Below are 13,201 nucleotides of genomic sequence, written 5' to 3'. Positions count from 1 at the left end.
CATCCCGCCCAATCGCCTCGGGTGATGCTGGCCAGATCGGAGTGACATGGGCTGCTCACACGTTCGGGAGTGCCCCCTCTTCCCGCTGCTCAACGCGAGCTTGAGCGACTGGCGTAACTACTACTGCGACAGCGCGGAGGGCTGGCGGACGTGTGCTCGGTACGAGCTTTCCCGGACGGGCCAGCTCGTACCGATCACGCTCCTGCCGAATGGAGCCGACGCGATATATCTGGGGCGCATACCCGCCGGTGACGGGTCGGACACGGCCAGCAAGGCACCCCCGTCACGGCTCGATCCGGGGTCCTCGCAGCGGTTCGAGCCGGTGCCGGCCCGGGAGCCCAACCCGGTACCGGCACCCGCTCAAGGCCTCCACGCCGGGTCACCCGCACAGGGTCCGCACCCGCCCGGAACCCCCTCGACCCCACCGGCGCCTCGCGGGGTCCGGTGGTGGACCCGACTCGCAGAATGGATTGCAGGTCCCGCATGACTGAATACTGGCCCTGGTGGGCCGGGGCCGCCGGGCTCGCCCTCACCACCATCAACTACGCCGTCACGACCGATCGATCCTTCGGGGTGTCCGGGGCGTGGGACCGCGTGCTGCACTGGCGCGCCGAACGCCGTGTCGAACGAGTGAACGCCCAGTTCGCTGACGAACGTGTCCTCACCGAGGCTCTCGTCGCGGCCACCGCCGACCAGTTCGGAGCCGGTTCGGCCGCACCCGCCTTGCACCTTGACACGCGGACCCCGGGACAGGACGCACGACCGCCAGCGGCGGCGAGCTCCTCACTGGCGAGGCTGCTCCCGGCGCCCTTGGTCAGCCAGGTCGCCCTGCTCCTGGCGGTCTTCGTCGGCGGGTGGGTAGCGGCGGTCACCACCGGCCGATTCCAGCTCCGCCTCGACATGGGCGACGCCTTCGGCCAGATCGTGACCGACAAACCGATCGCAATGATCGGCACGCTGTTCGTCGGCGGTGTACTCGTCGGCTTCGGCACCCGTCTCGCGGGAGGATGCAGCAGCGGTCACGGACTCAATGGCTGTGGCCGGCTACAGCCGGTCAGCATTGTCGCGACCGCCGTCTTCTTCGGCACCGGCGTCCTCGTGTCGTTCCTGCTGTGGAAGGTGATCTGATGCGTACCCGGGGCGGGATAATCGTCGCCAACATCATCGCTGGGCTGGCCCTCGGCTATACCGTCGCGAACATCGGGTTCGGTGACTACGCCGAACTGAACCGCATGTTCACCTTCCAGGATCTTCGCATGCTCCTGGCCTTCGCCGGTGCCGTAGCGATCATCGTCGTGGTATTCGCCGTGTTGCGCGTCCGCCGCACCCCGGGGCGGATCCATGCGGGCGTGATCCCCGGTGCGGTGCTGTTCGGCACCGGCTGGGCGATCTCGGGTGGCTGCCCGGCGATCCCCATCGTGCAAGTCGCCAGCGGGTACCTCCCCGCCCTGGTCACGATCGCCGGCATTGTCGTCGGCATCCGGCTCTGCCGCTGGGCCAACGCGAGGTACTTCCACCTCGACAGCGGATCCTGCGAGCGGTAGCCGATCGCGAGCGACTCGGAAGGCACGTCTCCGCGATGGTGAACTTCCGATTTACCCGACTTGGCTCACGGTCTGCTGATTGGGGGTCTGCGGGCTGTGACCTGGCCGTGTCCCTATCAGCGGTCCGTCGACGCACCCGATCCGACGGCAACAACACGCACGCGTCCGGCAGGTGGACGTGGGCGTCGATGTCGGGTGCGGGCTGAGACTACGGGTTGAGGTGGGTCGAACGGGTCAGGATCGCGGAGGTGACCGGATCGGTGGTGGCCAAGTCGGGTCGCCGTACACGGGGCAGTGGTGCCTCGCCGTCCGGCGGCAGGGTGGCGTTCAGCATCACCGTTCGGGCTGGTTGGCCGGGGGAGCGTAGCCGATCGAGCAGCAGTTTGCCGGCGGTCTGGCCCAGCTCGTACGCGGGCTGGTGGATGACGGAGATCGCTGGTGTGAGTAGCCCGGTCCATGGCGCGTCGTCGAAGACCACCAGCTCGACGTCCTGGCCGGGGGTGAGTTGCCGGTCGCGGAGCACGCGTAGGACGCCGACGGCCATCATGCTGTTGGCCACCAGGATGGCCTCGACGTCCGCCGTTTCCAGCAGGGCGTCCGTGGCCTGGCGGCCGCCGTTCTCGTTGAAGGCGGCGTAGTGGATGAGGTTCTCGTCGATCGGCAGTCCGGCGTCCTGTAAGGCTTCTCGGTAACCGAGCACCCGTTCGCTGGCGGTGAAGACGCGCTGCGGTCCGGTGATGCAGGCGATCCGGCGGTGGCCGTGGGCGATCATGCGGTCGACCGCGGTTCGGGCTGCGCGACGTGAGTCGATCAGGACCGTGTCCACTGTCAGGTCCTGCCGCAACGGCCGGTCCATGGTGATGACGGGCAGGCCTCGGGACAGCAGCCGGTCGACTCGGCTGGTCGCCGACGTCGGCGTAATCAGCACGCCGGATACCCGGTACTGCGCGGCGATGCTGAGGTAGCCCTCTTCCTTCTCCGGGTTCTCGTCCGTGTTGCATAGCAGCAACGAGTACCCGGCCGACTGGGCTACGTCCTCCACGCCGCGGGTGACCTGGGTGAGGAACGGGTTCTCGATGTCCGCGATGATCAGCGCCCAGGTGGCCGAGGTCTGCTGGCGCAGGGATCGGGCCAGCGAGTTCGGCACGTAGCCGAGTTCCCGTGCGGCGCGGCGGACGCGCTCGGCGGTGTCCGGTCGCACGGCGGTGTCGGAGGCGAACACGCGCGACACGGTTGCGGTGGACACCTGGGCGAGCCGGGCCACGTCACGGATGGTGGTCAAGGCAGGCCCTTCGCGGTGGCGTTCCGGTGGTGAGGTGAGCACAGGTTACCCGTAGGGCGGGCGGTGGTCGATGAGCCACGGGCGGAATGTAATCGATTACAGATCTGCCTGGCAAGATGCGGGTCGGCGAGGCGTGGAAGATTGCCGAGCCGTGAATGGGCTGTTGCGGCCACGTGTAAAAGTCCAGCGCAAGAGGGGGTTGTGCCTGTGGTGTAGCTCATGTAATCGTCTACATCCACGGGCCGCCTCCGGCCCCGTCCGTGGGAAGGACCTGACAGTGAAGCGGCAAAGAAGACTTGGCGCCGTTGCTGCGGCGACAGCGCTCACCCTCGGGCTCGCCGCATGCGCCGGCGGTGCCAGTGACAACCAGTCCACCAGCGGCGGGTCGGGATCCCTGACCTTCCGGTCGTGGAGTCCGATCGAACAGACCACCCAGCAGATGATCGCGGCGTTCAAGCAGGCGAACCCGGATGCGAAGATCGACGCGACCATCTTCAACTACCCCGAGTACCTGGTCGACCTGCAGACCCGGGCCGCGTCCAACACGATGCCCGACATCGTCGGCCTTCAGCCTGGCGCGCTCACCCAGCAGTACCGGGCCAACCTCATGCCGTTGCAGGACTGCGCCCAGAAGACGTGGGGCGCCGACTGGCAGAAGAAGTTCTATCCGATCGGCATCGAGCAGGCCCGGATGGGCAACCCGGCCGGCGACGAGAACTTCTACACGCTCCCGCTGCTCGTGCAGACCGTGAACCTCTGGGCCAACACCAAGATCTTCGACGAGAAGCACGCCCAGATCCCGCAGACCTGGGACCAGCTCAAGGCGACGGTCAACCAGCTCAAGGGCGGGGAGTACGCGCCGTTCATGCTGCCCGCCAAGGACAGCTGGCTGCGCAACGTCGTCTTCCTGCAGATCGCCAACAACATCGAGCCGGGCCTGGTCTACAAGGCCGAGGACGGCTCCGACTCGTGGACCAACCCCAAGCTCGTCGAAGCGTTCGACTACTGGGGCAAGCTCTTCACCGACGGCATCGCCCAGAAGGGCGCGATCGGCCTGGACGCCTACCCGACCGGCGCGAACCAGTTCGAGGCGGGTAACGCGGCGATGATCCCGCTCGGCGCCTGGTGGATCCAGCAGTCCGACCCGACCAAGACCGGCCTGCCGCCGCTGTCCGAGGGCATGTCCGGCTACCAGCCGTTCCTGTTCCCCACCATCCCGGGCGGCGCCGCCCAGCCACAGCTCGTCGGCGGCATCGACGTCTCGCTGGGCATCGCCAAGAACACCAAGAACCCCGACCTGGCGTGCAAGGTGCTCACCGACTGGATCGCCGGCGCGGGCGCCCAGAAGCTGATCAACACGTTCAACGACCTGCCCGCGGTGACCGGCCTGAACCCGGAGAAGTTCACCAGCGACAAGCAGAAGCAGATCTGGACGACCCTGACCTCGGAGTGGATGCCGCAGGTGAAGTACTCCCGCTACCTGAAGACCCCGCAGATGGACACCGCACTCGGGGACGCACTGTCCGGCATCGCCACGGGTGAGCTGACGCCCCAGGCGGCCGCCGCGAAGGTGCAGGCGGAACAGCAGAAGGTCAACGGCTGAGCGGCCCAGGCCGCCCGAATCAGGCGGATGAGGGTGTGCGGCCCACACCCTCATCCGGCCACGGAGCTGACCAATGAGTGACCACACCCTTCAGAAGCACACCGCTCCCCGGGAGTGGCTTGCCGGAACCCTCTTCCTGCTGCCGGCCGTCGTGCTGTTCGGGATCTTCGTCATCTACCCGATCGTCTACAACTTCCAGGCCAGCACCCTCGAATGGGACGGGGTGAACCCGGGCAGACTAGTCGGTCTCGGCAACTACACCCGGCTCTTCCAGGACCCGATCTTCCTGACCACCCTGAAGAACTCCGGCTGGTGGATCCTGCTCACCATCATCCCGCAGGCCCTCATCGGGTTCTTCCTGGCCATGCTGCTCAACGAGAAGCTGCGCGGCCGGGCGATCTACCGGGCGATCTTCTTCATCCCCGCCGTGCTCTCCCCGGTCGTGGTGGGCATCGTCTGGCAGCGCATCTTCGACCCGTTCAACGGCGTGGTCGCCAAGCTGGGCCGGGCCACCGGGCTCGACTTCCTGGTGCACGGCTACCTCGCCGACCCGAAGACCGCCATCTTCGCCGCGATCGTCGTCAACGTGTGGATGTGGACCGGCTTCTCCATGCTGTTCTACCTCGCCGGCCTGCAGCTCATCGACAGCAGCGTGCTGGCCGCCGCCAAGATCGACGGTGCCGGCACCTGGCGCACGATCCGCAGCATCATCTGGCCGCTGCTCCGGCAGACCCACCTGTCCCTGCTGCTGCTCGGCATCATCGGCTCGCTGAAAACCTTCGAACTCGTCTACGTCCTCACCGAGGGCGGACCCAACCACGCCTCCGAGATGCTCCCCACCTACACCTTCAAGCAGGCCTTCCAGCTGCAGAGCGTCGGGTACGCCTCGACCATCAGCGCGGTCCTGCTGCTGATCGCGGTGATCAGCTCGCTGTCGATGGTGCGGGCGTTCGGATCGGGCTTCCTCACCGGAGACGAGAAATGACCACTGACCGCAAGGCCATCCCGGCGGCTGCCGCGCCGGCACGAGCCGACTCCGGACCGGTCCGGCCGCACCGGCGCCGCCTTCCACACTGGTCACACGCCGTCCTCGCCCCGCTGGCCGTGCTCTGGCTGATCCCGCTCGTCATGGTCGTCGGCCTGTCGTTGCTGCCCACCTCGAACCCCGGCACCACCGCCCTCGGGCTGTTCCCGCAGGAGCCGTCGCTGGGCAACTACGTACAGATCTGGACGAACAACCCGATCCTGCGGAACCTGGTGAACAGCCTGCTGGTCACCGTCCCGTCGGTGCTGCTGGTCATCCTGTTCGGCTCCATGACCGCGTTCGCGCTGGCCCGGCTGCGCGTACCGCTCAAGGCGGTGATCTTCGGGGCGCTCACCCTGGCGCTGATCCTGCCGATGTCCAGCATCGTCGTGGCCACCTTCAAGATCCTTCAGGCCATGGGCCTCTACAACAACCTGGCCGGCCTGGTGCTCGTCTACACCGCGCTGGGCCTGCCGTTCGCGGTCATCATCATTCGCACCTCGTTCCTCGCGGTGCCGAACGAGCTGTACGAGGCGGCCATGCTGGACGGCGCCAGCAAATTCTCCGTCTACTGGAAGGTCTACCTACCGCTGAGCCGGCCCGCCCTGGCCGTCGTGGCGATCTGGCAGTCCATGTCGTCCTGGAACGACTTCCTGCTGCCGCTGGTCACCCTCGAGGACAACACGCTCAAACCCCTGACCCTGATCCCGCTGGCCTACCGCGGCACCTTCCTCAGCCAGCCGGGCGCGCTGTTCGCGATCCTGGTGCTCATCTCGATCCCGATCGTGGCGGTCTTCCTGCTGGTCCAGCGCCACCTGGTCAACGGCCTGTCCGGGGCGATCAAATGAGCCTGCTCGGCGTCGACCTGGGCACCAGCGGCGTACGGGTGGTGGCGATCTCGGCGGCCGGCGTCGAGATCGCCGGCGCGGCCCGCGCGACCACCCTGCACCGGCCGGCGCCCGGCATCGTGGAGACCGACGCCGACGAGGTGCTTGCCGCAGCCACCGCGCTGCTCGCGGACGTGGCCGCCCGCGACGCGGTGGCCGCCGACCCGCCAGAGGCGATCTCGTTCAGCGTGCAGGGCGAGGCGGTCCTGCCGGTCGACGCCGAGGGCAATGCTCTCGCACCGGCGCCGGTGAGCATGGACCGACGCGGCGCGGACCTGGCCGACCGGGTCGCCGCGGAACTGGGCGCCGGCGAGGTGCAGCGGATCACCGGCCAGCCGCCGCACCCGATGTTCTCCGTCTACAAGATTCCCGGCTGGACCGGTCCGGACGTACGCGGCTATCGCTGCCTGGGCGACTACGTCGCCGCCCGGCTCGGCGCGCGGCCGGCGCTGGACACCAGCATGGCGGCCCGTACCGGCGGCTTCGACGTCGACCGCGGCGTCTGGTCCACCGAGCTGCTCGCCGCCACCGGCGTCCCGGTCGCCCTGCTGCCCGAGGTGGTCCCACCGGGCACCATGATCGGCAAGCTCAGCGCCGAGGCGGCCAGCGCAACGGGACTGCCGGCCGGCCTGCCGCTCGTGGTCGGATCACACGACCAGGCGTCGTCGTTCCTCGGCGGCGGCGGCCGGTTCGGCTCGGCGGCCGTGTTCTCCCTCGGATCCAGCGACTGCCTGACCGTCGGATCACCCGCACGTCCCGGCGGGCTCGTCGGCACCGGCCTGGCGTCGTACCCGATGGGTGAGGGCCGCTGGCTCACCCTGGCCGGCACGGCCGCCGGCGGTTGGGCGCTGGACTGGTTCGCCACGCTCGCCGGCGTCGCCGGGCCCGCCGAGCGCGACGCCCTCTTCGAGGCGGCGTCGCCCGAGCCGCCGCAGGTGCTGGTGCTGCCGTACTTCGCCGGATCCGGGACGCTCGACAACGACCCGAGGGCCCGTGGTGCCGTCGTGGGGCTCACCCTCGAGACCACCCGGGAGCAGCTCGCCCGCGCCTTCCTCGAGTCGTCCGCGTTCGAGCTGCGCAAGATCGCCGACGCGCTCACCGAGCGGGGCGTCACGATCGGCGCCGTACACGCCGTCGGCGGCGGCGCCCGCAGCCACCGGACGCTGGCCATCCGCGCCTCCGCCGCCGGGCTTGCGCTGACCCCGGTGCCCGGGCACGCGGCGGCCCGCGGCGCGGCCCTGCAGGCGGGCGCCGGCATCGGCCGCTATCCGTCGCTCGCCGAGCTGCCCGCACCGGCCTGCCTGCCGACCGCCCACCCCGACCCCGGCACGGCCCAGTGGTACGCCACGCAGTCGCGCCGGTTCCGTGACCTCTATCCGACCCTCATCCCGCACGACCATAGTTTTTCCGATCCGAAGGAGATCCGGTGACCGAGTTCGACCTGCAGCAGACCAAGCAGGACGTGCTGGACTACTGCCTGCTGTCCATGCGCTACGGCCTCAACTTCAACACCCAGGGCAACATCAGCGTCCGGCTGCCCGGCACGGACCGCTTCCTGATCACCCCGACCGACCTGGAGTACGACCGGATGACGGCCGACGACATGGTGGTGGTGGACGCCGACGCCAACGTCATTGAGGGGCCGCACCAGCCGTCCTCCGAGGTGACCGTGCACCTGGCCGTCTACCGCCGGCGGCCGGACGTGAACGCGATCGTGCACACCGAGCCGGTCTTCGCCAACGTCTTCGGGGTGGCCGGCCAGCCGATCACCGGTGCCCTGGTCAACATGGTCATCTACACCAAGGGCGATGTCCCGATCATGCCGTTCGCCCTCAGCAACCGCACCGAGTTCGGCGACGCGATGTGCGACGTGATGGGGGACCTGAACGCCGTGGTCTGGGCGAACCACGGGCTGCTCACGGTGGGCGAGAACCTGCGGGACGCGTTCAAGACCACCGTCGCGGTGGAGAGCGCCGCCAAGGTGCTGCTGCACGCCCGGGCGTTGACCGACAAGCCGATCGTCCTGGACTACCACTCGCTCGGCATCACCACGTCGCTCTGAGGAAGGGCACCCCCATGCCACTGGTCACTCTTCGACAGGCGCTGGACGCGGCGCGGCGCGGCGGGTACGCCCTCGGCGCGTTCAACGTCAGCGACGTGCTGCAGGCCGAGGCGGTCCTCGACGCCGCCGCCGAGACGTCGTCGCCGGTCATCCTCGCCTCGCTGGCCGGCGTCACCGCCCACCGCGACGACGAACGGTTCTGGGCCGCGCTGCACCACCTCATCGACGGCTACCCGCAGCTGCCCGTGGTGCTGCACCTGGACCACGGCCCGAACCCCGCCACCTGCCTGCGAGCGATGGACAACGGCTTCACCAGCGTCATGATCGACGGCAGCCTCCGCGCCGACGGCACCCCGTCGTCGTTCGCCGAGAACCTCGCGGTGACCACCGAGGTCGTGGCGCAGGCCCACCGCCACGGGGTTTCCGTCGAGGGCGAGCTGGGCACCATCGGCGGCTCCAAGACCGACGGATCCCGGGCGCCGATCGTGCTCGCCGACCCCGACCAGGCCAGGGAATTCGTGGCGGCGACCGACGTGGACGCCCTCGCCGTGGCGATCGGCACCTCGCACGGCGCCTACAAGTTCGACGCACCCCCGGACGGGTCCGTGCTGCAGATGACGCTGATCGAAAAGATCAGCAGCCTGGTGCCGCAGACCCACCTGGTCATGCACGGCTCGTCGTCGCTGCCCGCTCAGCTGCGGGAGCAGAACAACCGGTACGGCGCCGGCCTGCCCGAGTCGTGGGGCGTGCCGGACGCCGAGAAGGTCCGGTCCATCACGATTGGCGTCCGCAAGATCAACCAGGGCATGGACTCGCACCTGGCCTTCACCGGTGCGGCGCGGCAGGCGCTGGGCACGGACCGGCTGAACGTCGATCCGGCGTACTACCTGCGCCCCGGCCGCGAGGCGATGCAGCGGATGGTCGCCGAGCGCATGCGGCTCTTCGGGCAGGCCGGCCACGCCGGCGACTACCAGCCCGTACCCCTCGCCGAGATGGCCCGTCGCTACCCATTGGAGACGTCATGATCGACCACGCGTACCTCGTCGCCAACGGCGACCAGCGGCTGTCCGCCAACCAGCTCTGCTGGCCCGCCCAACAGCGGTTCGAGACCCTCCTCACCGAGGCGTTCCAGAAGCGGGGCGTCACCCTGGAACGGGCGCACCCGGCGGACACGCCCGAAGGGCACGGCTTCATCGCCAGCCAGGCGCAGGGCCTCGCGGTGCTCGGCGCGCTGCCGCCGGACGCCCCGGTGGTCATGGCCGAAGGCGTGTGGATGTTCTCCCAGCAGGTCCTCGGCGGGCTGCTGCGGCACCGCGGCCCGATCCTCACCGTGGCCAACTGGGAAGGGGAGTGGCCCGGCCTGGTCGGCCTGCTCAACCTCAACGCCTCGCTGGCCAAGGCCGGGCGGCCGTTCGAGACCCTGTGGAGCCGCACCTTCACCGACGACTGGTTCAACGCGCGCCTCGACGAATGGCTCACCAAGGGCAGCATCCAGCACGACCTCAGCCACGTCACACCGTTCGACGCGTCCGCAGTGGACGGCCGCGCCCGCCAGGCCGCCGACGACGTGCTCGGCCGGCTGCACCGAGAGGGCGCCATCCTCGGCGTCTTCGACGAGGGCTGCATGGGCATGTACAACGCGATCATCCCCGACGAACTGCTCTTCCCGCTCAACGTCTTCAAGGAGCGGCTGTCCCAGTCAGCCCTGTACGCCGAGACCATGCGGGCGAGCGAGGACGAGGCGGTAGCCGCCCTGCGGTGGCTGACCGACCGAGGCATGACCTTCCACTTCGGCACCGACGAGGCCACCGAGCTCACCCGCGAGCAGGTCCTGCTCCAGTTGCGGATGTACGCCGCCGCGGCCCGGATCGCGGACCGGTTCCGGTGCGACATCATCGGCATCCAGTACCAGCTCGGTCTCGCCGACGTCCTGCCCGCATCCGACCTGGCAGAGGGCCTGCTGAACAACGCCGACCGTCCGCCGGTCATCGGAGACAACGGTGCGGTCATTCGCGACGGCGCCCCGATCACCCACTTCAACGAGGTCGACGAGTGCGCCGGCCTGGACGCCCTGCTCACCACCCGGCTGGCCGGCGCGCTCGGGCAGCCGGTGGAGACCACCCTGCACGACGTGCGGTGGGGCGACCACGACGCCAGCGGCACGGTGGACGACTTCGTCTGGGTCTTCGAGATCTCCGGCGCGGTGCCACCCGAGCACCACGTCGGCGGGTACGCCGGCACGGACTCGATGCGCCAGCCACCGCTCTACTTCCGGCTCGGTGGCGGCACCGTGCGGGGCGTGGCCAAGCCCGGCGAGCTGGTCTGGTCGCGGATCTTCGTCGAGGGCGGCGAGCTGCACATGGACCTCGGCCGCGCCACCGTGGTGGAGCTGCCCGCGGCGGAGACCGAACGGCGGTGGGCCGCGACCACCCGGGAATGGCCGATCATGCACGCCGTGCTGCACGGCGTCACCCGGGACCAGTTCATGGCCCGGCACCGCTCCAACCACATCCAGGTCAGCTACGCCACCGACGCGGCCGGAGCCGACGAACTGCTCGCCGCGAAGGCGCTGACCGCGCACCAGCTCGGCATGCGAGTCAACCTCTGCGGCAGCCGCCCCGACAACGCCCCGCTGCTCTGATGGACGTCTTCCTCGGCGTCGACGTCGGCACCGCCAGCACAAAAGGCTTCGCCGTCACCGCGGACGGCCGGGTCGTGGCCCGCGCCCAGGTCGCGCACGGCCTGAGCAGCCCCCGACCCGGCTGGTACGAGCACGATCCGGAGTCGGTCTGGTGGGGCGACTTCCGGCGGGTGATCGCCGAGCTGACCGCGGATGCCGGTATCCGCCCGGCCGGCCTCGGGGTCAGCGGCATCGGACCGTGCATGCTGCCCGCCGACGAGGCCGGTAGGCCGCTGCGGCCAGCCGTCCTCTACGGCATCGACACCCGGGCCGAGGAGGAGATCGGCCTGCTCACCGACCGGTGGGGCGCGGCGGAGATCGTGCGCCGCGGGTCGATCCTCACCTCCCAGGCAATCGGGCCGAAGCTGTACTGGCTCGCCCGGCACGAGCCGGACATCTTCGCCCGAACCCGAATGATGTTCATGGCGAGCTCCTTCCTGGTGCACCGGCTCACCGGCGAGTACCTGCTCGACCACCACTCAGCGAGCCAGGTGAGCCCGCTCTACGACCAGCGGGCCGGCGACTGGGACCCCGCCTGGTGGGACGAGATCGCTCCACACGTACAGCGTCCTCCGCTGCGCTGGGCGAACGAGGTCGCCGGCCGGATCACCGCCGAGGCCGCCCGGCAGACCGGCCTGCCCGCCGGTCTGCCCGTGACCGCCGGCACCATCGACGCCTGGGCCGAGGCGGAGAGCGTCGCCGTCCGCGCGCCCGGCGATCTGATGCTGATGTACGGCAGCACCATGTTCCTGGTCGCGATGACCGACCGGCCACTGACCAGCAGCCGGCTGTGGCCCACCGTCGGCCTACGTCCCGGGGTGAACTGCCTCGCCGCCGGGATGGCCACCGCGGGATCGGTCACCGGCTGGCTGGCCGACCTGACCGGCGCGGACTACACCGCCTTGACCAGGGAGGCGGCCGCGGTAGCACCCGGCAGCGAGGGACTACTGATGTTGCCCTATCTGGCCGGGGAGCGTACGCCAATCTTCGACCCCCGGGCGCGGGGCGTGGTGGCGGGGCTGACCCTCGGTCACGGCCGAGGCCACCTGTACCGGGCGGCACTGGAGGGAGTCGCGTACGGGGTGCGACACAACATCGCGGCAATGCGCGAGGCCGGCGCGGTGCCGGCACGGGTCGTGCCGGTCGGCGGCGGAACCACCGGCGACCTGTGGACGCAGATCATCAGCGACGTGACCGGCCTGGTGCAGGAGCTTCCCCGGGAGACGACCGGGGCGGCGTACGGCGACGCGATGCTGGCCGCGGCCGCGACCGGAGCGGCATCAGACACCGCAGCATGGAACCCGATGACACGTGCGATCGAGCCGGACCCCCGGCACCGTGACCGGTACGACGCCCTCTTCGCCGACTACCTGGCGCTGTACGAGTCCACCACACCGATCGTGCATCGCCTCTCCGGACCGTGACGACTCGCAGCCCACTGCCTCAAACGCCGCCGTTCGCGCCCGCTCCACAAGCTGCCAGAACCCATCCACGTCCACGGCCATCAGTGCTCGGCGCTGGTGCCCACGATGGCGCAGCTACCGGCGGCGCCGCCCGCCGCGCCCGAGGTCACAGGCGTACGGCGGACACCGGTGGGATGGTGCTCACCTGGTGTGAGGGCGGCGCAGCGAGCTTCGCCGTCTACCGGGTGTCCTACTACGAGCTGGATCGCAGCGGGAACGAGGGCCGGCTCAGCGCGCCGATGTCGGTCGCCGTGAGGTAGAAGGCCTGAGACGTTCACTGGTGGCAGAACCGGGCCACGGCTTCGGTGGTCAAGTCGATCCGGCTCGTGGCGCCTGCCGCTGTCCCGGAGCCCGCCGATGCAGGTCCCGAAGGCGGCCGGTCGTCCATGCAGGTGGCCGGGGACGTGCTGGTCGGCGCTCATGTCGGTGTGTTCCGCGCTTCCGGTCCGGGTGGTAGCACCAGCCCCTCACGTGAGGCCTTCACGGTGATAGCACGATTCACGTTCCGCCCTGTCTCACATTCGGTGGTGACGGAGGGTGCTGCTATCCGAGGAGGATGCGGTGGCGAAGCAGGGCGAAGCCCGCTCGTCCGTGCATTTGGCGTGCGATCCGCTTGGTCTTGGTGTTGACGCCTTCGGTGGGGCCGTTGCTGCAGG

At 69.6% G+C, this 13,201-nt stretch carries 12 protein-coding genes; 11 read left to right on the top strand and 1 reads right to left on the bottom strand.

Going from position 1 to position 13,201, the window contains the following annotated elements; all coding sequences use genetic code 11:
- Positions 1–483 precede the first annotated feature (483 nt).
- Positions 484–1,128, top strand: coding sequence for a YeeE/YedE family protein (locus FXF52_RS32560; protein ID WP_148802845.1), 645 nt, complete (start codon positions 484–486; stop codon positions 1,126–1,128).
- Positions 1,128–1,544, top strand: coding sequence for a YeeE/YedE thiosulfate transporter family protein (locus FXF52_RS32555; RefSeq protein WP_148802843.1), 417 nt, complete (start codon positions 1,128–1,130; stop codon positions 1,542–1,544). Before FXF52_RS32560 ends, FXF52_RS32555 begins: the two co-directional genes overlap by 1 nt.
- Positions 1,545–1,752: 208 nt before the next feature.
- Here FXF52_RS32555 and FXF52_RS32550 read toward each other — a convergent pair whose 3' ends face one another.
- Complete coding sequence (locus FXF52_RS32550; protein WP_148802840.1) at positions 1,753–2,826, bottom strand: LacI family DNA-binding transcriptional regulator; 1,074 nt, start codon at positions 2,824–2,826, stop codon at positions 1,753–1,755.
- Between the two features lie 277 nt (positions 2,827–3,103).
- Here FXF52_RS32550 and FXF52_RS32545 point away from each other — a divergent pair, with 277 nt between their 5' ends.
- The 9 genes from FXF52_RS32545 to FXF52_RS43450 all read left to right on the top strand — a co-directional run bounded on the left by FXF52_RS32545 (position 3,104) and on the right by FXF52_RS43450 (position 12,805).
- Positions 3,104–4,429 (top strand): ABC transporter substrate-binding protein, encoded by a 1,326-nt coding sequence (locus FXF52_RS32545; protein WP_187413853.1) that lies wholly within the window; start codon positions 3,104–3,106, stop codon positions 4,427–4,429.
- 73 nt (positions 4,430–4,502) lie between these two features.
- On the top strand, positions 4,503–5,414 hold the full coding sequence (locus FXF52_RS32540; protein ID WP_148802834.1) for a carbohydrate ABC transporter permease: 912 nt from the start codon (positions 4,503–4,505) through the stop codon (positions 5,412–5,414).
- A complete protein-coding gene (locus tag FXF52_RS32535; RefSeq protein WP_148802831.1) occupies positions 5,411–6,301 on the top strand; it encodes a carbohydrate ABC transporter permease in 891 nt (296 codons plus the stop codon). The genes FXF52_RS32540 and FXF52_RS32535 overlap by 4 nt, the downstream gene beginning before the upstream one ends.
- Positions 6,298–7,770 (top strand): L-fuculokinase, encoded by a 1,473-nt coding sequence (locus tag FXF52_RS32530; protein ID WP_148802828.1) that lies wholly within the window; start codon positions 6,298–6,300, stop codon positions 7,768–7,770. The genes FXF52_RS32535 and FXF52_RS32530 overlap by 4 nt, the downstream gene beginning before the upstream one ends.
- Positions 7,767–8,402, top strand: a complete 636-nt coding sequence (locus FXF52_RS32525; protein WP_222870800.1) for a class II aldolase/adducin family protein — start codon at positions 7,767–7,769, stop codon at positions 8,400–8,402. The genes FXF52_RS32530 and FXF52_RS32525 overlap by 4 nt, the downstream gene beginning before the upstream one ends.
- A gap of 14 nt (positions 8,403–8,416) precedes the next feature.
- On the top strand, positions 8,417–9,427 hold the full coding sequence (locus FXF52_RS32520) for a ketose-bisphosphate aldolase (protein ID WP_148802826.1): 1,011 nt from the start codon (positions 8,417–8,419) through the stop codon (positions 9,425–9,427).
- Positions 9,424–11,043 carry a fucose isomerase gene (locus FXF52_RS32515; protein ID WP_148802823.1) on the top strand — a complete coding sequence of 540 codons (1,620 nt, stop codon included), beginning with the start codon at positions 9,424–9,426 and terminating at the stop codon, positions 11,041–11,043. The genes FXF52_RS32520 and FXF52_RS32515 overlap by 4 nt, the downstream gene beginning before the upstream one ends.
- Positions 11,043–12,506 (top strand): FGGY-family carbohydrate kinase, encoded by a 1,464-nt coding sequence (locus FXF52_RS32510; RefSeq protein ID WP_148802820.1) that lies wholly within the window; start codon positions 11,043–11,045, stop codon positions 12,504–12,506. Before FXF52_RS32515 ends, FXF52_RS32510 begins: the two co-directional genes overlap by 1 nt.
- Positions 12,507–12,679: 173 nt before the next feature.
- A complete protein-coding gene (locus FXF52_RS43450; protein ID WP_255472568.1) occupies positions 12,680–12,805 on the top strand; it encodes a hypothetical protein in 126 nt (41 codons plus the stop codon).
- Positions 12,806–13,201 lie beyond the last annotated feature (396 nt).

Source organism: Micromonospora sp. MP36, assembly GCF_008119785.1.
Taxonomy (GTDB): Bacteria; Actinomycetota; Actinomycetes; order Mycobacteriales; family Micromonosporaceae; genus Micromonospora.
The sequence above is the reverse complement of the archived record's forward strand: the minus strand, read 5'-3'. Positions and strand labels throughout refer to the sequence as shown.